Origin of the sequence: Novosphingobium sp. 63-713 (genome assembly GCF_001898925.1) — a bacterium.
Taxonomy (GTDB): domain Bacteria; phylum Pseudomonadota; class Alphaproteobacteria; order Sphingomonadales; family Sphingomonadaceae; genus Novosphingobium.
In genome coordinates this window covers 101,039-123,141 of record NZ_MKVS01000019.1, presented here as the reverse complement: position 1 = coordinate 123,141, position 22,103 = coordinate 101,039, and the positions used below count along the sequence as shown (strand labels likewise).

Sequence of the window (22,103 nt, the reverse complement as noted above, 5' to 3'; positions counted from 1 at the left end):
CAACGTGAGTGACGTCATCATTCGTAAAGCCGCGGTTATTGGCGCGGGCACAATGGGTTCGGGCATTGCGGCCCACTTGGCAAATGCCGGGCTGGAGGTCGTGCTGCTGGATCTGGATACGGCCTTTGCCCAAGGTGGCGTGGAGCGTCAGCTCAAGGCCGGCGGCTTCATGATGCCCGAGTTTGCCCAGCGCATCGCCACCGGCTCCACGGGCGCCGACATCGGCCTGCTCTCTGATTGCGATTGGATCATCGAGGCAGTCGCCGAGCGGCTGGATATCAAGCATGCGCTGTTTGCCGCCATTGACAAGGTACGCAAGCCCACCGCGATCGTGTCCTCCAACACCTCCACCATCCCGCTGCACGATCTGCTGCAACCTTTCTCCGACGAGTTTGCCGGGCATTTCCTGATCGCCCATTTCTTCAACCCGCCGCGCCACATGCGTCTGCTGGAACTGGTGAGCGGCCCGCGCACGCTGGCGTCCACCACGACCGCCATCCGCGATTTCTGCGACGAGCGACTGGGCAAGGGCGTGGTGCCCTGCAAGGATACGCCCGGCTTCATCGGCAACCGCATCGGCTGCTATTGGCTGGCCGTGGGGCTGGATGAAGCGATCAAGGCGGGCATCGCGGTGGAAGTGGCCGATGCGGTTATCGGCAAAGTGTTCGGCTTCCCCAAAACCGGCATCTTCGGACTTTACGATCTGATCGGCAACGATCTGATGCCCAACCTCATCCGTTCACTGCAGCATACGCTGCCCACCACCGATGCAGTGCAGGCCACCCCGGCCGAACCGCCGCTTCTGGCCGATATGCTGGCGCGCGGCCTGACGGGCCGCAAGGGTGGCGGCGGCTTCTATCGCCGTTCGAAAGACCGCAAGAGCAGCGAGACGCTGGATCTGGTGTCGGGCGAGTTCCGTCCCACCGCGCCCCCCGCGTGCGAAAGCCTGGCCCAAGCCAAGGGCGATGCACGCGCGCTGCTGGCGCATCCGGCGGCCGGTGGCCGCTATGCCTGGGCGGTGCTGTCGCGCACGCTGACCTATGCCGCCGCGCTGGTGCCTGAAATTGCCGACAGCCCCGATCTGGTGGATGAGGCCATGCGCTTGGGCTATGGCTGGAAATACGGCCCCTTTGAACTGATCGACAGGATCGGCGCCGCCTGGTTTGCGCAAACGCTGGAAGAGAACGCCGCTGTCGTGCCCCCGCTGCTGGCCGCTGCGGCTGCCAAGGGCGGCTTCTACCGCACACACGAAGGCCGCCGCGAAGTTCTGGTCCCCGGGCAAGGTGCGATAGATTATGCGCCGATAGCCGACCCTGCGGGCGTGATCTCGATCGAGACGCTGCGCCTGGCCGGTAAGCCGGTGGAAGAAACCTCCGCCGCCAGTTTGTGGGATATTGGCGACGGCGTTGGTCTGCTGGAGTTCCACAGCAAGATGAACAGCTTCAGCGCGGAGCTGATCGCTTCGGTCGATCAGCTGGTCGCGCTGGCGCAAACGCATTTCAAGGCGCTGGTAATCGGCAATGAAGGCCCCGTGTTCAGCGCAGGCGCCGATCTGGCCGGGGTGCTGCGCATGGCGCAGGCAGGCGATCGGGATGGGCTTGCCGCCTTTATTCAGGCGGGCCTCACCGCGTTCAACACCTTGCGCGATGCCAGCATTCCGGTGGTGGGCGCGGGCTTTGGCGCGGCTCTGGGCGGCGGCTGCGAAGTATTGCTGCACTGCCATGCCATAGTGGCCCATGCCGAAATCGGCATCGGCCTGGTGGAGCCGCGCGTGGGGCTGCTGCCGGGCTGGGCCGGGCTGACGCAGCTTCTCGTGCGGCTTCAGGAACGCGATGGCGATGCGCAGAGGAGCGCATTGGCCGCGCTGCGCATCGTGCTGCCCGCCCAGACCTCGACCAGCGCGTTTGACGCCAGGGCCAAGGGCTTCTTGCGCGAAAGCGACGGCATCACCATGAACCGGGAGCGGCTGATCGCCGATGCCAAGGCCCGGGCCCTGACCATGGTGCCTGACTTCACCACGCCGCCGCGCGCCATGGTAAACCTGCCCGAGCCTGCCGCCTTGCAGACAGAGGTGACCGCTTTGGCGGCCACGCTGGCGCCGCATGATGCGGTGATCGGCACGGCCATTGCCGGCGTGTTGGCGGGGCCGGCAATCCTGACCGAAGAGGAGGTGACCGCGCGTGCTCTGGACGCCTTTGTGGCGCTGGCGCTTCACCCCGCCAGTCAGGCGCGCATCGATGCGCTGCTTCGCACCGGCAAACCCCTTCGCAACTGATTTTCGCGCCGCACACAAGGCGCGGCAAAACAAGGAGCATGAAATGCCCGCTTATACCCCTCCCGTCGCAGACATGAGTTTCCTGCTGAAGGACGTGTTCCAGGCCGAAAAGGTCCTCACGGGCCTGCCCGGCTACGAAGAAGTGTCGGACGATCTGGTTTCTACCATTCTGGAAGAGGCCGGCAAATTCTGCGCCGGCGTGCTGCGCCCAATCAACCAGAGCGGCGATGAAGAAGGCAGCCGTCTGGAGGGCGGGCTGGTCTTCACGCCCAAGGGCTTCAAAGAAGCCTTCAAGGCCTTTGTCGACGGCGGCTGGTCCAGCCTGTCGGCCCCCACCGAGTTTGAAGGCCAGGGCTTGCCGCGCACCGTGCAGATCCTGGTGGACGAAATGCTCTCGGCCTCAAACCTTTCGTTCGGCCTGTTTCCGGGCCTGACGCGCGGCGCCTGTGAGGCAATCGAGGCCCACGCCAACCAGGAACTGAAGGAAACCTACCTGCCCAAGATGATCTCGGGCCAGTGGACGGGCGCGATGGGGCTTACCGAAGGCACCTCCGGCTCGGATCTGGGTCTGCTGAAGACCACCGCCAAGCCGCGCGGCGACGGGTCCTATACGGTATCCGGCTCGAAGATCTTCATCTCCTCGGGCGACCATGACATGGCCGAGAACGTCATCCACCTGGTGCTGGCCCGCCTGCCCGATGCACCTGCCGGCACCAAGGGCATCAGCCTGTTCCTGTGCCCCAAGTTCCTGGTAAACGAGAATGGCTCGCTGGGTGCGCGCAATGCGGTGAATGTCGGCTCGCTGGAGCACAAGATGGGCATTCACGCTCAGCCCACTTGCGTGATGAACTATGACGATTGCCAGGGTTGGCTGGTGGGCGAGGCCAACCGAGGCCTCAATGCCATGTTCACCATGATGAACGCCGAACGCCTGTTTGTGGGTGTGCAGGGTCTGGGGCTGGCCGATGCCTCTTACCAGACCGCCGCGACCTATGCCAAGGAGCGCAAGCAGGGCCGCGCGCCGGGCGCCAAGGAATCGGGGATGATCATCGAGCATCCCGATGTGCGCAAGATGCTGATGACGATGTTGTCCTTCGTTGAAGCCGCGCGCGCGCTGACCATCTTCACCGCGCTGGAAATGGACAAGGAATCGAAATCCACCGATGCCGGCGTACGCAAGCAGGCCACCGGCCTTGTTGCGCTGCTCACCCCGGTGATCAAGGCGGCCTTCACCGATTTCGGATTTGAGGCCACGGTGCTGGGACAGCAGGTGCTGGGCGGCCACGGCTACATCAGGGAATGGGGCCAGGAACAGTTCGTGCGCGATGCCCGTATCGCGCAGATCTATGAAGGTACCAACGGCATCCAGGCGCAGGATCTGGTGGTTCGCAAACTTTCGCTCGACGGTGGTGCGCCGGTGCGCGCCTTCTTCAGCGACATTGCGGCCACGTTGGCTGACGGCGCCAAGGTGCCCGCCGTGGCGCAAACCGCCGAGGCGGTGGCCAAGGCGCTCGCCGCGCTGGAGGATGTGACCGCCTGGCTGACCACCGGCGAGGGCGCCAACGCGCTGGAGCAGAACGGTGCCGCCACCGACTATCTGCGCATGTTCGCACTGGTTGCCTTCGGCTGGCTGTGGGTGCGCATGGGGCTGGCCGTGGTGGCCAAGGGCGCTGAGGCGAGCCCGCAAGAAACGCGCAAGCTGGCTGTCGGCCAGTTCTTCGCCACGCGCATCCTGCCCCAGGCCCACGCGCTGGCGGTGCAGATCAAGGCCGGTTCGGCCCCGCTCATGGCGGTCGCTTCCACCGAGTTCTGACCATCCCCCCCGGTTGCGCCGGGCCGTCTCGCGTCCCCCCACGGCCCGGCGCAACATTGCTGAGAGACAGTTTCCGATGAAAATTCTCGTTCCGGTCAAGCTGGCAATCGATTCCAATGCGAAGCCCCGGCTGAAGGCCGACCGCAGCGGCATCGATCTTGCCAACGTCAAGCTTTCGATCAATCCCTTCTGCGAAATCGCGGTGGAAGAGGCGGTGCGCCTGCGCGAAGCGGGCAAGGCGGCCGAAGTGGTGGTCGTCTCGGTGGGCGTTGGCAAGGCCACCGACGCCATCCGTTCAGCGCTGGCCATTGGCGCGGATCGCGGCATCCTGGTCGAGGCCGAGGGCCGCGTCGAACCGCTGACCATCGCCAAGCTGCTGGCCAAGGTGGTGGAGGAAGAAAAGCCTGATCTGGTGCTGACCGGCAAGCAGGCCATCGACGATGACAGCAACCAGACCGGCCAGATGCTGGCCGCATTGCTGGACTGGCCGCAGGCCACCTTCGCCTCGCAGGTGGAACTGGATGGGGCCGAGCTGGTCGTTACCCGCGAAGTGGATGGCGGGCACCAGACGCTTCGCCTTTCGCTGCCTGCGCTTGTTACAACCGACCTGCGCCTGAACGAACCTCGCTATCCTTCGCTGCCCAACATCATGAAGGCCAAGAAGAAGCCCGTCGAAACAAAGACGGCGGAAACCTACGGCGTGGATCTGACCCCGCGCCTCAGCGTGGTGGAAGTGCGCGAGCCCGCCGCCCGCAAGGCCGGCATCAAGGTGGCCGATGCGCAGGAGCTTGTGAGCAAGCTCAAGGCCGTCGGCGTTCTGTAAGCGCAGCGCGCCTTGGGCGTTTTGGCGAACGCCGGCGCATTTTGCCCCCACGCTTCATTCAGGACAAGATCCATGAAAACCCTTCTCATTGCAGATCATGACAACCAGACCGTCGCCGATGCGACAACCAAGGCGCTGACCGCGGCCCGCGCGCTGGGCGGCGAGGTGGATATCCTCGTGGCCGGCCAGGGCGCGCAGAGCGCCGCCGAGGCATCGGCCAAATTGCAGGGCGTGGCCAAGGTGCTGCTGGCCGATGCCGAAGCCTATGCCCACCGCCTGGCCGAGCCGCTGGCCGCGCTGGTGCTGTCCATCGCTCCGGGCTATGATGCGATCGTCGCCCCCGCCAGCAGCGCAGGCAAGAACCTGCTACCGCGCATCGCCGCCAGGCTGGAAGTGATGCAGGTCTCCGATGTCACCAAGGTCGCCGGGCCCGACACTTTCGAACACCCCATCTATGCCGGCAACGCCATCGAGGTGGTGAAAAACCCTGAGCGGGTGAAGGTGTTCACCGTGCGCACCGCCGCCTTTGCCGCCACTCCGGCCGATGGCGCGGGCGCCCCGGTGGAAGCGGTGGCCGTCCCGGTCGCCGAAAGCCGCGCCACTTTCGTGCGCGAGGAAATGGCCAAGAGCGAGCGCCCGGAGCTGGGTTCGGCCAAGGTCATCGTTTCGGGCGGTCGTGCGCTCGGTTCGGCAGAAAAGTTCAACGAGGTGCTGCTGCCGCTGGCCGACAAGCTGGGCGCGGCCGTGGGCGCGAGCCGCGCGGCGGTGGATGCCGGTTATGCCCCCAACGATTTCCAGGTGGGCCAGACCGGCAAGATCGTGGCGCCTGAACTGTACATCGCGCTCGGCATTTCCGGTGCTATCCAGCACCTGGCCGGCATGAAGGACAGCAAGGTGATCGTGGCTGTCAACAAGGACGAAGAGGCCCCGATCTTCCAGGTGGCCGATTTTGGCCTGGTGGCCGACCTGTTCCAGGCCGTGCCGCAGATCGAAGCCGCGCTGGGCTGACCCTCCCCCTCGCCGCACCGGCGACGGCACCATACAGACGGAAAAACGAGATTGCCATGAAACACCCAATTTCCCCCGAGGAGGCCGTTGCCGGCATTCCCGATGGCGCTTCCATCATGATCGGCGGCTTTTTGCGCTGTGGTCGCCCACAGCGGCTGATCGAGGCCCTGCTGGCCTCAGGCAAGAAGAACCTCACCATTATCTCGAATGACACCGGCTTTGCCGGTGAAGGCATCGGCGCGCTGATCAGTTCGGGCCAGGTGGCGCGCGTTGTCGCCTCGCATATCGGAACCAATCCTGATACGCAAAAAGGCCTGATCGAAAAGACGATGCAGGTTGATCTGGTGCCGCAGGGCACACTGGTCGAACAGATCCGCGCCAAGGGCCACGGACTGGGCGGCGTGCTGACCAAGACCGGGCTGGGCACTATCGTGGCCGACGAGGCCGAGGTGCTGACGCTGAACGGCGAGCAGTGGCTCTATGCCCCGCCGCTCGCCGCCGATTTCGGCTTCGTCTATGCCGACCGCGCCGACATGGTGGGCAACCTTGCCTACACGCTGACCGAACTGAACTTTAACCCGGCGATCGCGATGGCGGCCGACACCGTCTTTGCCGAAGCCCGCGTTATCGTGCCGGTGGGCGCAATAACGCCCGACGATGTGCGCACGCCCGGCATCGTTATCGACCATCTGATCGCGAGGGCCTGAGCCATGAGCAAGGACATCATTCTGCGCCGCACCGCCAAGGAGCTGGAACCCGACAGCTTCGTCAATCTCGGCATCGGGCTGCCGACCGGGGTGGCAGCCTATGTTTCGCCCGAAAACGGCATTTTTTTCCATTCCGAAAACGGCCTGGTAGGCTTGGGCGCCAAACCCGCGCCGGGGCTGGAAGATCCCTCGTTGACCGATGCAGGCGGAGGCTTTGCAAGTGCGGTTCCGGGGGCCATGTCGATCGACAGCAATCTCTCCTTCGGACTGGTGCGTGGCGGCCATCTTGCCGTCACGGTGCTGGGCGGGCTTCAGGTCGACGAGACGGGCCGCCTGGCCAACTGGATCGTGCCGGGCAAAATGGTGCCGGGCATGGGCGGCGCGATGGATCTGGTTGCCTGCGCCAACCGGGTGATCGTGGCGATGCAGCACACCGCCAAGGGCGCGCCCAAGATCGTGCCCAAGTGCACCCTACCGCTCACCGCAGACCGCCGGGTGGACCTGATCATCACCGACATGGCCGTGATCCGCCCCACCGATGCCGGCCTTGTGCTGGAAGAGCGCGCGCCAGGCGTAACCGTGGAGCAAATCGTGGAAGCCACTGCGGCAACGCTGATCATCAAGGGTGTCGTTCCCGAGATGGATCTGGCTGCCTGACCTGCGTGCGAGGACACCTGACTCATGAAAATCAATGATGTAAAGAACAAAGCTTTCGCTATTCCCTTTGCTAACCCTTCCTATCCGCGCGGGCCGTTCCGTTTCTACAACCGCGAATTTGTCATCATCACCTACCGCACAGATATTGAAGCGCTGCGCGCCGTAGTGCCCGAACCGCTGGAAATCGTCGAACCGGTAGTGAAGTATGAATTCATCCGGATGCCGGATTCGGTTGGCTTTGGCGACTATACCGAAACGGGCCAGGTCATCCCGGTGCGTTTCGAAGGCCGCGAGGGCAATTACACCCACGCCATGTATCTGGATGCCGCGGCGCCTATCGTTGGCGGGCGCGAGATCTGGGGCTTTCCCAAGAAGCTGGCCAAGCCTAACTTGCGCGTGGAAGGCGAGGTACTGGTAGGCACACTCGATTGCGGCTCGATTCGCTGCGTGAACATGACAATGGGCTACAAGCACGAAATCCTTGAGCACACGCCCATCACCAAGGCGCTGGAACTGCCCAACTTCCTGCTGAAAAGCATTCCGCATGTGGATGGCACTCCGCGCATCTGCGAGCTGGTGGAATACCACCTTGAGGATTACGTGGTGAAGGGCGCCTGGTCGGGGCCCGCCAGCCTCCAGTTCTTTGACCATGTTCGCGCCGATGTCAGCCGCCTACCGGTGCGTGAAGTGCTTTCGGCCGTGCATTTCGTAACGGACGTGACGTTGGGGATGGGCAAGGTTGTCCACGATTACATGTGTCCCTGACGCAGGCGAGAATCTTCAGCGCTTAACACCGCTGATCCGTGCCCGCGAAAAGGCCCGCGCGCTATATGGCGCGCAGGCCTTTTCGTAATATAGTCATTACCCTGCCGGCGGCCTTCTGGTAGGATGATTGAACGGCGTCGCCGGTGAGGCTGCGCCAAGCATCTTGGGAGACCGCCATGAGCTGCTATACCAGCATCGATGTTCCGCTTGAGGTCTCGTATTTCTGAGCTGTGGATCCAGCAGGTAAAATCGTGAAGGAGGCGCATGTTGCGAGCGAGCCGGAAGGAATTATTGCCTGGTTTGGTGTGTCTAGCCTTGAGATGACGGCAATCGGTCCGGAAGCGGTATCGCCGGGTTCATTGCAAACCCCAGGTGGCGTAGAAGAACCGAACCCTGCTCGCCGGGCGCAAGATGCTCCAGACGCGCTACATCAATCTTGAGATGTGTCTGCGGGGTTATGGCTTGAAGGTTGGGCCGACGAACCGCAAGACCTTCAATGGCCGGGTGCGGGAACAGGGCGCCAGCGTCCTGAGGCTCGATAACACCGTGGATCCGCTCCTGAAGACGCGGGCTACGCTTGCGTCATCTCGATGGTGTGGTCAACAGTCGGGCTCGTCAGGACGAGTGGACGCAACCGCTGATGAGCGTGCTGGGCGTCGGTGCGCTGATCTCGCTGACGTTCGTATCAGCCCGCCCCTCCTGGCCTGACCCAGCGCAAATATCAGTCCGGCGAGACTATCCGCCCATGCATTTCGACTATCGCGGCGAGGACGGCTTTACCTTTGGCAGCAACCCCATTCGCGATGCCGCCCATGTCGGATGGGCCATTTAGGGCACAGGGCTGATCCTGCTGTGGCGTTGGCAGCATTTTGCCAATTTGCGGCGAAAGCTCTTTGGCTCGGATCAGAGGCCGCAATAAGGCGCCCCCACCATCTCCTCCCATCGTTCAGAAGCGGAAGCTGATCCAGCCGGCAAAGAAATCGGAGCTTTTGAAACCGGCGTTGGTCAGCGCCGGGCCGGCGTGCAGATGCTCATACCGACCGGTCACGGAAACATGGGGTGACACGGTCCAGACGGCCTGCGCGCGGGCGGTTTCGGCGATCTTGCGCCCCGCCGCGTTCTGGGTTCCGGCAAAGGCTGTGCCATTGGCGCGATAGACCGCATCATGGACCGTTTCGCGCCATGAAAACTGATATTCCAGCGAAACGCGCAGGTTCGATGCGGGCTGGAAACTGAAATTGGGCGCGATGGCGATCAGATTGGTCGGCGTGGCGTAAAGCTGATAGCTGTAATAGATATTGTTGCCCAAGGGCGCGAGCGCGGTCTTCAGCTTGCCCGTGCCATAGGCCCCGCCGCCGGTGGCATAATCGGCATGAAAGCCCACGCGCGGCGCCGAGTGGTTGCGCCCAAGCCGATAGGATTGCGCCATCAGCACCTGCCAGGCCGCGATCGGGCGATTGTCATAATGACCAGCCTGATAATTGACGGTCCAGTCAAGGTTGACCGGCCCGGCATCGCCCCACAGATGCAGGCCGTAGAATTCGCGCACTTCATGGGCGGTTGTCGCCCCCCATACGGCCGCCGTGTTGCGCAGGCGCCAGTAAAAGGGATCGAGATAGAGTTTCGATCCGCCCAGCCAGTCATTGGGAATGCGCAAGCCCCCCGAAATACCCGAAAACCGGCGCGTGTCCTTGTTCAGATCGTCGCCCGTGCCCTGTTGTCCGGGGCGGGTGGGAGTAAAATCAAACATGTCGATCCGCATATGCCGCGCCTTCGCCCAGCCCCGGAAACCGTTATAGGACAGAAAGATCGTGTTATTGTCGCGCGGCACCAGCAGCAGGTTCGGCCCGTCGGAAAAGGTCTGGCGGCCATAGCGCACGCCCAGCTTGACCCCGGCCACCTTGGCGGTGACATCGGCAAAGGACTGCTGAACAATGGCGGTATTGTCCAGATAACCCGATGGCGTACCGATATTGCGCCCCGAAATGCCCGCATGGGCCACTTCGGCATAGACGCGGATATGCGGGCCGATGTGCAGGTCTGCCCCGCCCACGATGCGGGCAATATCCTGTCTTTGAGCCTGCGCATCTTTCAGGTCCGGGTTGGTGGTCTCATTCACGCGCAGCCGCAATTCGCCCGATAGCGTGACATAGATGTCGCCTGCCGCATCGAGCGGGATGAATTTGAGGTGGTCGATGGCGCTGCGCCGTTTGGCCGGATCGCGCAGCCTGCTCCAATCCTCAACCCAGCGCGACTGGTTATAGCCTGCGCTGGTCACGCCGTCGCCCGCGCCATCGGCCGGATAGGCTTCGGACAGAGGAGCGGCCAGCGCCTGACTGACGCGATCGGGCGGGCCGATCACCTGCGCATGGGCCGCGGCACCGGAAAAAAGGGCGAGCAAAAGGGCAGCGCCGCCGCCGGGGCGTCGCGAAAAACTGGTCATGGGGGAGCTCTCCGGTCAGTCGGGGCGGTCTTGGCGCCGCCCCTTTTGTCTGGTTATTCTGCGGCCTGAGGGGCCTGCGCGGGGACGAAGGGCGCGCTGGCGGTGGCCCCGCCATTCAGGGCAAGCGCCAGTTGCGCCGTGTCCAGCTTGCCTTCCCAGCGCGAAACGACGACCGTGGCGACCGCATTGCCGATGAAATTGGTCAGGCTGCGACATTCGCTCATAAAGCGGTCGATGCCCAAAATCAGCGCCATGCCCGCCACCGGCACGCTGGGCACGATGGACAAGGTGGCCGCCAGCGTGATGAAGCCCGCGCCCGTTACCCCCGCTGCGCCCTTGGACGACAGCATCGCGACCGCCAGCAGCGACAATTGCTGGCCAAGGGACAGATCCACATTGCAGGCCTGTGCGATGAACAGCGCGGCCAGCGTCATATAGATATTGGTGCCGTCAAGGTTGAAGGAATAGCCCGTGGGCACGACAAGGCCGACAATCGACTTGGGGCAGCCGGCCCGCTCCATCTTTTCGATCAGACTGGGCAGCGCGCTTTCGGACGAGGATGTGCCCAGCACGAGCAGCAGTTCATCCTTGAGATAGGCCACCAGCTTGAAGATCGAAAAACCGCAGGCCCAGCCCACCAGACCCAGCACCACGATCACGAACAGCAGCGAGGTGAGATAGAAAGTGGCCACCAGCCCGGCCAGATGGACCAGCGCCCCGGTGCCATATTTGCCGATGGTGAAGGCCATGGCCCCGAAGGCCCCGAAAGGCGCGGCGCGCATCAGGATCGACACCACCTTGAAGATCGCCAGCGACACCTCCTCCAGCGCCACCACAAGGCGCTCGGTGCGTTCGCCCAGCAAGGCGAGGCTGGTGCCGAACAGGATCGCCACGAACAGCGTTTGCAGGATGCTGCCCTCGGACAGCGCGCCGACGAAGGTTTCCGGGATGATGCCCACCAGAAAGCCAGTGACCGTGGTTTCATGGGCCTTTTCGGCATAATCGGCCACTTTGCTGGCATCCAGCGTGGCCGGGTCGATATTCAGCCCCGCGCCGGGATGGACGACATTGGCCACGATCAGCCCGACAAACAGCGCCAGCGTAGAAAAGGTCAGAAAATAGGCAAAGGCCTTGCCCGCCACTCGCCCCACCGAGGCCAGATCGCGCATGCCCGCAATCCCTGTGGCAATGGTCAGGAAGATGACCGGGGCAATGATCATCTTGACCAGCTTGATGAAAGCATCGCCGATCGGCTTCATCGCCTCGCCCAGATGGGGGGAGAAATGGCCGAGCAGCACGCCTGCGGCAATGGCCGCCAGCACCTGAACATAGAGATGTCTGTACCAGGGGCGACGAATATCGGAATGGGGCACGCCGGTGCCTGCAAGGGCGAGATGGTCCATGGTCTTGGCTTTCAGTCCTTTCCACATGGCCATGGCGAACCTTCTTGTGGATCCGTGGCCATAGGGGGCAGGATATGGGCGGCGGACATGCGGGCAAAATGGGATTGGGAAATCAATATTTCCTTTTTATATCATACCATTAAATCGAAACCACCAAGTGTATGCGGGCAAGTTTTGACATTCCTCCCAATTGCCGATGTGCAAATATTGGCACATCGCGCGCGCCGGACTAAAACGGGCGCATGTGGCCCACGAATCATCCTTTGCGCCTGCGCTGGGCCATCACCGGCCTGATCGCCGCGATGGCAGCGGCGGCGCTGGCCTATGTCGTGGTCGAAAGGCGGGGGCTGGCGCTGGAAATGGACACCGCCCGCACCGACATGCTGATGCGAAAGGCGCTGATCACCAGCGAGATGGCGCGCTTTCGCCTGCTGCCCATCGCGCTTGCCGATGATCGGGACGTGGTTCTCGCCTTGCAGGGCAGCGCCAGCGCGCGCTCCGCGCTCAACCACAAGCTGGAAGGTCTGGTGACGACGACGGGCGCCCCCATCATCTATGTCATCGGCCCGGATGGCAAAGCCATTGCCGCCAGCAACTGGCGATCACCCAAAAGCTTTGTCGGATCCGATTACAGCCGACGCCGCTATTTCCGCGACGCGCTGGCCCATGGCGGCGCCAGCCATTTCGCGATGGGCACGGTCAGCCGCCGACCGGGCCTCTATATCGCCCAGCGCACCGCGCAGGGCGGCGTGGTCACCATCAAGCTCGAATTTGACCGGATCGAGGCGGACTGGGCCAAAGGGGACGGCACCACTTTTGTCACCGACGAAAATGGCATTGTCCTTGTTTCCAGCCGTCCGGGATGGCGCTTTTACCTGACCAGGCCGGTGCCGGGGGCCGCGCTGGCCGCCTTTGATGCCGATGCGATGGTGTCGCCCCTTGCCGCAAGGTTCATTCCCGCCAGCCTGCGCGCGCAACACGCGACGCTGGAAGGCCGACCCGTGATCCTGTTGCAGGAAGCGCTGGCCCAGCCGGGCTGGTCGATCACCCTTTTGCGTCCGGTGGATGGGGCGATCCTGTTTGCCCGCATCGCTGCGGCGGTGGCCGCCGCGCTGGTGCTGGGCATGGCGATCATCGGCTGGATGTGGCTGGAACGCGGCCGCGAGCGGCGGGCGCGAACCGACGAGCTGGAACAGGCCGTGGCCGACCGCACCGCCGATCTGCGCCGGGAAATGGACGAGCGCGCCGCCCTGGAAGCGCGCGCGGCGGACCTTCGCGAAGGGCTGCGTCAGGCCAACCGGCTCGCCTCGCTGGGCCAGATCACCGCCAGCGTGGCCCATGAAACCGCCCAGCCCGTCGCCGCCATCCGCACCTATGCCGATACCAGCCGCCTGCTGCTGGAGCGCGGCGACAGCGAGACGGTTCATAAAAACCTCAACACCATAGCCCGCCTTGCCGATCGCATTGGCTCGGTAACCGCCGAGCTGCGCGGCTTTTCGCGCCGGGGCGCGACGGATCAGGCCCCCGTTGCCGTCAGCGAGGTGATCGAGGGCGCGCTGCTGATCCTGAAAGAGCAGTTGAAAGGCATCGCGGTGGACCTGCCCGATGATGACGCCATGGTGGAAGGGGGCAAGGTGAGGCTGGAGCAGGTTCTGGTCAATCTGCTGCAAAACGCCGCGCAGGCGCTGCGCGGCACGCCCACACCCGCCATCACGCTGCGGCTGCACGGGAAGGATCAGGCCATCACGCTTGCCATTTCCGACAATGGCCCCGGCATTGCCGAGGATCTGAAAGCCCGCCTGTTCACCCCCTTTGTCACCAGCCGCCCGGATGGGCTGGGCCTCGGCCTGGTCATCTCTCAGGATATCATGACCGATGCGGGCGGCACACTGCGCTATGTCGATCAACCGGAGGGCGCCTGCTTTGAAATGACGATGAGGCCCGCGACATGACCGCCGCCCTGCCCCTTGTGGCGCTTGTCGATGACGACGATGACCTGCGCGAGGCCGCCACGCAATTGCTCGGTCTGGCCGGTTATCAGGTTCTGGGTTTTTCGGGCGGGGTCGAGGCCGCACAGGCGATTGGCGCGGATTTTGCCGGGATCGTCATTTCCGATGTGCGTATGCCGCAAATGTCGGGGGTGGAATTGTTTCGCCTCCTGCAGGAGCGCGACCGGGATCTTCCCGTGCTGCTGATCTCGGGCCATGCCGATGTCCAGATGGCGGTGGACGCGCTCAAGGCGGGCGCGTGGGATTTCATTGAAAAGCCTTTTGCGCCCGATGCCTTGCTGGCGGCGGCGGGGCGGGCCACCAAGGCCCGGCGGTTGGTGCTGGAAAATCGCGCGCTTCGCCGTGCGGCCCAGGGCGGCGCGGAACAGGCCCTTCTGGGCGAAACCTCGATGATCCGGCGCTTGCGGGCGATGATCCCGGTGCTGGGCCAAAGCGACATTGACCTTGCCATCGAAGGCCAGACCGGCACCGGCAAGGAATTGTTCGCGCGCTGTGTCCACCGGGCGGGAGCCCGATCCCGGCACCGCTTTGTGACCGTGGACTGCGCCGTAATCCCGCCCGCGATAGTCGAAAAGGAAATGTTTGCCCGGGGCGGCATCATCTCCTCCAGCCATCGCGGCACGCTGTTTCTGGACAATCTGGATCAGACCGGGGAAGATCTGCAAAGGCGACTGGCCCAATTTGCCGAGAAACGCGCCATCGCGCTGGACACGCGCGACCCTGAAGCCATCGACACACGCATCATCGCCAGCATGGCCGAGGGCAGACGCGGGCATGTGTCCGACGCGCTTTATCACCGCGTCGCGGGCGTACCGCTGCGTATGCCGCCTCTGGGCGAAAGGCGGGCGGATATCCGGCTGCTGTTTGCCCATTTCCTGCAAAAGGCGGCCGAGCGGCTGGACCGCCCGGCACCGCCCATCGACGACAGCATCCATCATCTCGACACCAGAGACTGGCCCGGCAATCTGCGCGAATTGGAGAATTTCGCCGAACGCTATTGTCTGGGGCTGGAAAGCCATGGCGAAGCCGCATCGACCGGCCACAAGGCCACGCTGCCCGAACGGCTGGATGCGTTTGAAAGCGCGGCCATTCTTCAGGCAGTGCAGGAGGCCAAAGGCGAGATGGCACGCGCCATCGGCCTGCTGGGCATTCCGCGCAAGACCTTCTATTATCGCGCCAAAAGGCTGGGACTGGATCTGCGGTCCATGCGGGCCGATATCATGGACGAGAGATGATCCGCGCAAGGCGTCTCAGGGCGTCAGTTCGATCACGCTTTCCGCATTGGCCTTGACCGCCGCCTCGCTGAACAGGAAGGGGACATATTGTCCCGCCGCCCAACGCGGAAACAGATCGCGGTAATGCGGGCTTTGCGGATCGCCCGACTGGCCCGGCGTGTTGATGATACGCGAATTGTCCCACGCGCCCACGTCCAGCACCATCCGCACCGAGGCGCCCGCCATCACGCCAAAGCCCGCGCCACGATAGGTGGCCGCCGCCGGTGTCGAGCCCGACCCGGCAATCTGCAGGGGGCCGACCGACCATTGCGGCTTTTCCAGCGCGGGCGCGACGCGCGCCGCTGCGGGCGCCCAATCGGCACGGTGCAGATCGCCCCAGCGCCACGCCTTGGGATCGGGCCCCAGCAATTTGGTCGCCTCGGCCCATGCCCCGGCCAGCGAGAGGCCGACCACCTTGTCCCTTACCGCCGCCGGATCGGACCCCAGACGCGGATCGAGCGTCGCCAGCCAGTCGATCACACCGGGAACCGAGGCATCGGCAAAGAAGGGCTGAAGATCAGGCGACACCACCGCCTCGGCCAGAGCCTTGCGCAAATGACGCGCGATCCAGATTTCGTAAAGCGCGGCCTGCGCGCTGTCGACGCCTTCATGGCCGTTCCAGCCACGCAGCAGCGCGGCCGCCCGCGCCGCATCCCCCGACAGGCCGCCCACATTCCCGACCAGCGCCGCGCTGCGCGCCGCCAGCGGGCTGGTCACGTCGGTCTGGATCGCCTCCATATCGGCAAGGCTCAATTTCGATTTGGCCGAGAGCAAGGTCTCGATCCGGTCAATGCGCGAGCGGTCCACCCATTCATAGCCGATGGGCTGTTTGTTCGAATCATAGTCCTTGTCTAGATTCATCTGATTGGCGGTCGCCACCCAGCCGCGCGCAGGATTCTTGATCATCGGCAGATCATCGGGCTTCACCATGCCCTGCCATTCATAGCGCCCATCGCCCGGCACCGGCATCAGGCCGTCCCACCCCTTGCGCCGGGGCACAAAGGCCGAGGCGCGCCAGCCGATGTCGCCATGCGTATCGGCATAGACCAGATTGAGCGGCGGCGCCCCCCAGCGCTGATGCGCGATCTCGAAATCATTCCATTGCGTGGCGCCGAACATCCATGCCGCGTTGAAATAGCCCGAAGCGCCCGGCTCGCTCCATACCGTACGCATGGCGAAGGCGAGGCCTTTTTCCGCATCCTCATAGATCACCGGGCCGTGACGGGTGAATTTCAATTCGATCTGGCGCGCGCCCTCGCCTTTGACCGCCAACGGCTGGCGGTCCACTTCAAAGGGCGTCCATGCGCCCTTGTAGAAATAGGCGCCGGGATGATCCTTGCTGGTCTTGTAAACATAGAGGTCTTCCTGATCGGCGTAGAAGATCGTGATCCCCCATGCCGCAACCTCATTATGGCCAAAGGTCAGACCGGGCAGCGCAGGCTCCCCCGCCCCGGCGATATGCAGGCCGGGCGCGTTGATATCGACTACATAGCGCAGCGAGGGCACGCCATGCCCGCGATGGGGATCATTGGCCAGAATGGGGCGGCCCGTCTGCGAATGGGCGGCATCCACCACCCAATTGTTCGACCCTTCGCCCTGTTCATTGATGTTGCGCAGGGCCAATGTCACATTGCCCTCCGCCGAGGCCAGCTTCACCCCGTCGAAGGAGACATCGCCGGTGGCCAGCACATAATCGCGCATCAGCTTTTCCGGCACGGCGCAGGGGGCCAGCCCCTTGGGCACCACCGGTTCATGCGCGGGCGAGAGGAAGCGGCGCAGGTTTTCCCATTTCAGGCTGCCCTTGCAAATGGCGCGGGCGCGGGTGGCCTCCGATGCGGCATTGCTGACCAGCGTATGGCTGCGGATACGGACGATATCCTCGGCTGTGAAACGTTCCGGCTTCGTCCCGGTCAGGGTGAATTCGCGCGGCAGGGGCGCCTTGCCCGCCTCGACCTGCGCGATATAGGCGTTAACGCCATCGGCAAAGGCCTGCGTCATTGCCTGCGCTCCGGCGGGATAGGCGGCCCATTCCCGGCCCATATCGCCGCGATAAAGGAACAGCCGCGCGGCACGGTCCTTCTCCGCGAAACCGGGGCCGAAACTTTCCGCCAGACGCCCCAGCCCACGCTTGCGCCACAGGTCGATCTGCCACAGCCGGTCGCGCGCGGCATTATAGCCCTGGACGAAGAAGGCATCATGCGTGCTGGCGGCATAGATATGCGCAATGCCCCAGTGATCGACCACGATCCTTGCCGGGGCGGCAAGACCTTCGAGCCTGCGCGCCTCCTGCGCCATGGCATGAGGCGCGGCAGCAAGCAGCGGCAGCGCCGCAAGCAGGCGAATGGCGGATGGCTTGAGCATAATAAAACTCCCCCTGTGGGCATCATCATGCCACAGCGGTCCTGCGCGGCAAGTGGGGGCAATGGCCGCATTTAGGCGTATTAGCAGGGGGTGGCAGGCCTGTGCGTGAGGTCTTTCGACAGCGTCGGCGCAAGAGTCATACCCGCAGGCGGACCGCATTGCGCCCCTGCGCCTTGACCTCGTAAAGGGCTTCATCGGCGGTTCGGAACAATTGGGCTTTGCTCCAGCCCGGCATCATCTGCGCAATGCCGCAGCTCAGCGTCACATATTCAGGATAGCCGCCCTCGATCGAGCCTGTCAGCCCACGGCATCTTTCAAGAATGCGGCCACAGACCTTGGCTGCCGTGGTGGCATCGGCACGGAACAGGATGGCGAATTCATCCCCTCCGATGCGGCCCACAAGATCGGTCATGCGGGTTTCCGTTCTCAGGCATTGGCCGATTCGGGAAAGGACTTCATCGCCCTTGCCATGACCATATCGGTCATTGATTTCCTTGAAATGGTCGACATCAATCAGGGCCAGCGAACAGGTCACGCCCTCCTTGAGCACTTCATGCACGCCCTGATGGAATCCGGCCCGGTTGAGAACCTGTGTCAGATCATCGGTAAAAACCTTTTTGGCCAGTTCGCGTTCGCGCAGCGCGCGGGCGGTGATATTGTGGAATGTGATCACGGCCCCCGATCCGGCAGCAATCGGGTCCAGCAGGGCAAAGGACGCCTCGACACAAAAGCCCTGATTTGACTGGAGTTCGACGACTGTCTCCCTGCCATCGAGAAAACCGTCGAGTTCGGGCCATTTTTGGGCCAGTTGCGGCAAGGAAAGGCCCACCAGATCCTGAGACGGGGTGTCGAGCAAGGCCTCTGTCGGCCCGCCCGCAAAGATGCAGCAGCCATGGGCATCGAAACCCAGCACCGCGTCCGGGCTGTTGGCCAGAATCATCCGGATGGATTTGTCTCGATCATCCAGTTTGGCCGAAAACTCGGCCCGCGAGGTGATGATGGCCACCACGGTCAGGCAGGTGGCCAGCGTCATGATCAGATAGAATTGGAAAAAGATCGATTTCGCGAGCAGGTCGCCATGCATCAGCGCAATCGGCCCCCGGTTCGCGATGGTGGCCAATGTGCCGATGACGGCCGTGATCAGTATGCCGACCTTGATGCCATGACGCCCCAGCGGAAAGGTCAGCAGGACAAGCGCGCTGACGGGCAGGAACAGCAGCGGCCTGTCGGCCTGCCGGAAAACCAGATCGACCAGAGCGGCGTAGCCGACAAGCAGAACGAGCATCTTCCAACGCTGGAGAGCGCTCTTGCCGCGATAGAATTCGGCATAGGAACCATCCCAGATCGAGTTGAAAAAGGGCGTCGCCACCACGATGCCCAGACCGTTGCTGAAAAACCAGCGCGCGAAGGAGGGCAGGAAAGGCTGCTGATAGATCGCCATCGAGGTGAGCGAACCGAATAGGCCGCCGATGGCGGGCGTAATCAGCCCGGCCCACAATACGAAAAGGCCCAGAGTCCGCATGTCCGAAAGGATGCTGGAGGTGGCAAGCCTGCGTTTGAGAGAAACGGCCGCCACCCAGACCTGCGCGATATTGATTGCCGCATAGAGTATATGCCCCCATGCAAAGCCGCGCACCACATCATTGGCCAGATGATTGGCAATCAGCCCCGCGACCAGCACCGGGCGCCATTGCGCGCGCGGCAATTGCAGCAGCAGGCCGAGAATGACGGCATCGGCAATCCAGATCGTGGCATGGTTGCGCCCGTCGCTGGTCAAACGCAGGGTCAGCGCCGCCAGGCAAAAATAGGCCATGCCCGCCCAAAGCGCACGCATGTAGCTGGGAGCCCGTTCGGGTGAAGGGGAGCAATCAGCATCCATGGGTAAAAAGTGGTAAATCAGACGAATTAATAATACTATAAGCAGCGGATAAGTTATGTCCGAAATGGATGCATTTATCGCCGTTTCGCATATAGATTACGAGCGACCATTTCAGCCTTCTCTAATTCTTTCTTCCTAACATATAAGGCCATTCACTTATCAAAATTTGAACCTCCTGCTCCACAAACCTCGCGGCGCGGAAACTTTGGCGGGTTTGGGGATGGCCGACGCGCGGGTCGGTCGGCAGAACCGTGGAGATGACGCTTGGCGCAATGGGTGCGCCGCCTCGGTCAGAACGGGCGCGCACAACATCGCTGTTTGAGAATCCGTTATGCAGCAATCCCCGCTCCCGCATTCTCGGGAGTAGGACCGGGCTGTTTCTGCGAAATTTCGCGAATGTTTCAGAAGGCGGCAAGGCCGCGCTGAGATAATCAGCGCGGCCAGATGCGGCATCAGAAGTGATAGCCGACCGAAACGCCGTAGAGGCGCGGCTCGCCCGAGAAACCGACCGAGGAACCATTGGGCAGATAGAGGATCGTGCGGCGATAGGCCTTGTCCGCCAGATTGGTGACATAGGCCGACACGCGCACCGCGCCGATATCCACCCCCGCGCGCAGGTTGAGCAGGCCATAGGCGGCCTCCTCGGTCAGCGGCATGCCCGCGCCATAGGCGATATTGCCCTGGCCCGGCTCGTGGAAGAAGCGGGTCATATAGCTGTATTCGGCCCGCAGCGTCAGTTCGCGGCCTGCGCCCAGCGCGATGCGCTGCTCGGCATTCAGGCTGAGCGAATGTTTGGGCGCGCGCACCATCGTGGTGTTCGAGAAATCGGTGGTCGCATTATAGATGAACTGGTCATACTTGGCATCCAGATAGCCATAGGCCAGCCCCAGCGTGGTGCGCGCGGTGGGATGCGCGGTGATTTCCAGCTCCAGTCCCTTGATCGTCGAACTGGCCGCATTGGCAATCAGGGGCGTTGCCGAGCTGACTGAACCGATGATGCGCGCCACCTGCAGGTTCTTGTAATCATACCAGAAGAAGGCGCCGTTGACGCGCAGCGCACGGTTGAGCCAGTCGGTCTTGAACCCGGCCTCATAGGCGGTCAGATATTCGGGCTGAAACGTGCTGTTGGCCACGGCCAGCGTGAAGGGAATATACTGAAACCCGCCGCCCTTATAGCCGGTGGAATAGCTGGCATAGACCTTGGCGTCGCGGCTCAGCTTGTAATCGACCACCACGCGCGGATCGGCGCTGGAGGAGGACAGGTGGTTGGTAGTGGCAAAGGGCACCGCGATCAGCGGCAGGCCGGGGTTGGTGTTGGTGCCCGACTGGTTGGCCCATTTCGTGTCGTTCGAATAGCGCCCGCCCAGCGTCACCGTCAGCCGGTCATTGATATGCACCGCCGCCTGGCCGAACACCGCCCAGGCATTGGCGCCATAGGTCGAGGCCGAAACGTCCACCGCGCTGGTGGTGACGGTGTAATAGGCCCAGTTCTTGCCCATCGGGAATGTGTCGATGCGGCTGGAACCGTCGTGATAGTAATAGGCTCCCAAAATCCAGTCCACCTTGCCGCCAAAGGACAGGCCGCCCCCCGGCGCCGAGGTCAGGCGCAATTCCTGCGTGAACTGGTTCGAGCGTTCATTGGTCAGTTGCTGGAGCACGTCCAGCGACGAGCCTTCCAGCTCGCGCCCGTCATAGCTGTCGAGATGGCGCAGCGCGGTGATCGAGGTGATCGAAAGATCATTCAGCGCATAGTCGATCTTGGCCGAATAGGTCTGGGCATGGCGGCTGAGCACAGGGTCATGGACCAGATAGCCTTCGTAGAGCGACTTGGGCGGGGTGGCCGTAAAGCCCGCCCCGGCAAAGAACACCGCGTTCGGGTTGGTCGAGGTGCCCTGATTGAACCCGGCAAAGGCGGCCTTGTTGCCATCGACCATGAAATCGGCGCCAAGGTCGATCTTGAGGCCATCAACGGGCTTGAGCGTCACGCGGATCCGCCCGCCGGTATTGTCCAGCCCCTGAAAACGGTTGCCCGTGGTCAGATTGGTCGAATAACCGTCACGCTGGGTGGTCCAGAGCGCCACGCGGGCCATCACCTTGTCGCCCGAAATCGGGCCGCCCACCGCGCCGAACAGGTTCCACCCGTTGTAATTCGACACGCCCGCCTCGAAATCGCCGGTCAGGTGATCGGTGGGCGCCTTGGTGATGACATTGATCGCGCCGCCGATGGTGTTGCGGCCATAAAGCGTGCCCTGCGGGCCGCGCAGCACTTCGATACGCTCCACATCCTTCATGGCGCCGAAACTGCCCGAAGAGCGCCCATAATAGACGTCATCGGCAAACACGCCCACCGAGCTTTCCGAGCCCGGATCGAAGGAGCGGGTGCCGATGCCGCGAATATAAAGCTGGGGCCGCACCGCGCCAAAGCTGCCGAAATAGAAATTGGGCACTTGCGTGGCGATATTGCCGAGGTTGACGATGCCGGTCTTGGCGATCTGATCGCCGCCAAGGGCGGTCAGCGCCACGGGAATGGATTGCGCGGTTTCCTTGCGGCGCTGCGCGGTGACCACAATGTCGGCGGATTCCACCTTCGGCCCGGCCTCCTGCGCCGCGGCGGGCGCGGCATGGGCCATCATCACCAGCGCAAGGCCGGTCGCGGATTTCATCGTTAGCGTCTTCATGATGCTCT

15 protein-coding genes are annotated in these 22,103 nt (G+C 63.2%); 10 read left to right on the top strand and 5 right to left on the bottom strand.

The genetic code is table 11. The features are described from left to right. Nucleotides 1–4 precede the first annotated feature (4 nt). The 8 genes from BGP00_RS08825 to BGP00_RS08790 all read left to right on the top strand — a co-directional run bounded on the left by BGP00_RS08825 (nucleotide 5) and on the right by BGP00_RS08790 (nucleotide 8,880). Nucleotides 5–2,275, top strand: a complete 2,271-nt coding sequence (locus BGP00_RS08825; RefSeq protein WP_292690447.1) for a 3-hydroxyacyl-CoA dehydrogenase NAD-binding domain-containing protein — start codon at nucleotides 5–7, stop codon at nucleotides 2,273–2,275. Nucleotides 2,276–2,318: 43 nt separating this feature from the next. After that, complete coding sequence (locus BGP00_RS08820) at nucleotides 2,319–4,088, top strand: acyl-CoA dehydrogenase C-terminal domain-containing protein (RefSeq protein WP_292690445.1); 1,770 nt, start codon at nucleotides 2,319–2,321, stop codon at nucleotides 4,086–4,088. Nucleotides 4,089–4,164: 76 nt separating this feature from the next. Beyond that, a complete protein-coding gene (locus BGP00_RS08815) occupies nucleotides 4,165–4,911 on the top strand; it encodes an electron transfer flavoprotein subunit beta/FixA family protein (protein WP_292690443.1) in 747 nt (248 codons plus the stop codon). Between the two features lie 72 nt (nucleotides 4,912–4,983). Further along, nucleotides 4,984–5,919 carry an FAD-binding protein gene (locus tag BGP00_RS08810; RefSeq protein ID WP_292690442.1) on the top strand — a complete coding sequence of 312 codons (936 nt, stop codon included), beginning with the start codon at nucleotides 4,984–4,986 and terminating at the stop codon, nucleotides 5,917–5,919. Between the two features lie 56 nt (nucleotides 5,920–5,975). Next, the gene (locus tag BGP00_RS08805) at nucleotides 5,976–6,626 is read left to right on the top strand and encodes a CoA transferase subunit A (RefSeq protein WP_292690440.1); all 651 of its coding nucleotides are present in this window, start codon (nucleotides 5,976–5,978) and stop codon (nucleotides 6,624–6,626) included. 3 nt (nucleotides 6,627–6,629) lie between these two features. Then, entirely contained in the window at nucleotides 6,630–7,283 is a 654-nt protein-coding gene (locus BGP00_RS08800) for a 3-oxoacid CoA-transferase subunit B (protein WP_292690438.1), read from the top strand. 24 nt (nucleotides 7,284–7,307) lie between these two features. Beyond that, a complete protein-coding gene (locus BGP00_RS08795) occupies nucleotides 7,308–8,048 on the top strand; it encodes an acetoacetate decarboxylase (protein ID WP_168601958.1) in 741 nt (246 codons plus the stop codon). Nucleotides 8,049–8,625: 577 nt separating this feature from the next. Beyond that, nucleotides 8,626–8,880, top strand: coding sequence for a hypothetical protein (locus BGP00_RS08790; protein WP_292690436.1), 255 nt, complete (start codon nucleotides 8,626–8,628; stop codon nucleotides 8,878–8,880). A 114-nt stretch (nucleotides 8,881–8,994) separates the two neighbouring features. On the opposite strand, the gene BGP00_RS08785 is transcribed toward BGP00_RS08790, so the two are convergent. Next, a complete protein-coding gene (locus BGP00_RS08785) occupies nucleotides 8,995–10,491 on the bottom strand; it encodes an alginate export family protein (RefSeq protein WP_292690434.1) in 1,497 nt (498 codons plus the stop codon). Nucleotides 10,492–10,544: 53 nt separating this feature from the next. Beyond that, nucleotides 10,545–11,894 carry a dicarboxylate/amino acid:cation symporter gene (locus BGP00_RS08780; RefSeq protein ID WP_292690804.1) on the bottom strand — a complete coding sequence of 450 codons (1,350 nt, stop codon included), beginning with the start codon at nucleotides 11,892–11,894 and terminating at the stop codon, nucleotides 10,545–10,547. Between the two features lie 242 nt (nucleotides 11,895–12,136). On the opposite strand from BGP00_RS08780, the gene BGP00_RS08775 reads away from it, so the two are divergent. Both BGP00_RS08775 and BGP00_RS08770 read left to right on the top strand, forming a co-directional pair. Beyond that, entirely contained in the window at nucleotides 12,137–13,846 is a 1,710-nt protein-coding gene (locus tag BGP00_RS08775; protein WP_292690431.1) for an ATP-binding protein, read from the top strand. Next, a complete protein-coding gene (locus BGP00_RS08770) occupies nucleotides 13,843–15,138 on the top strand; it encodes a sigma-54 dependent transcriptional regulator (RefSeq protein ID WP_292690429.1) in 1,296 nt (431 codons plus the stop codon). The genes BGP00_RS08775 and BGP00_RS08770 overlap by 4 nt, the downstream gene beginning before the upstream one ends. Before the next feature lie 15 nt (nucleotides 15,139–15,153). On the opposite strand, the gene BGP00_RS08765 is transcribed toward BGP00_RS08770, so the two are convergent. From BGP00_RS08765 to BGP00_RS08755, 3 genes are all read right to left on the bottom strand, one after another. Next, nucleotides 15,154–17,538: a penicillin acylase family protein gene (locus BGP00_RS08765; protein ID WP_292690426.1), complete on the bottom strand. Its 2,385-nt coding sequence runs from the start codon at nucleotides 17,536–17,538 to the stop codon at nucleotides 15,154–15,156. A gap of 136 nt (nucleotides 17,539–17,674) precedes the next feature. After that, a complete protein-coding gene (locus tag BGP00_RS08760; RefSeq protein ID WP_292921276.1) occupies nucleotides 17,675–19,372 on the bottom strand; it encodes a diguanylate cyclase in 1,698 nt (565 codons plus the stop codon). 497 nt (nucleotides 19,373–19,869) lie between these two features. Beyond that, the gene (locus BGP00_RS08755) at nucleotides 19,870–22,095 is read right to left on the bottom strand and encodes a TonB-dependent receptor (protein ID WP_292690421.1); all 2,226 of its coding nucleotides are present in this window, start codon (nucleotides 22,093–22,095) and stop codon (nucleotides 19,870–19,872) included. Between the last annotated feature and the right edge of the window lie 8 nt (nucleotides 22,096–22,103).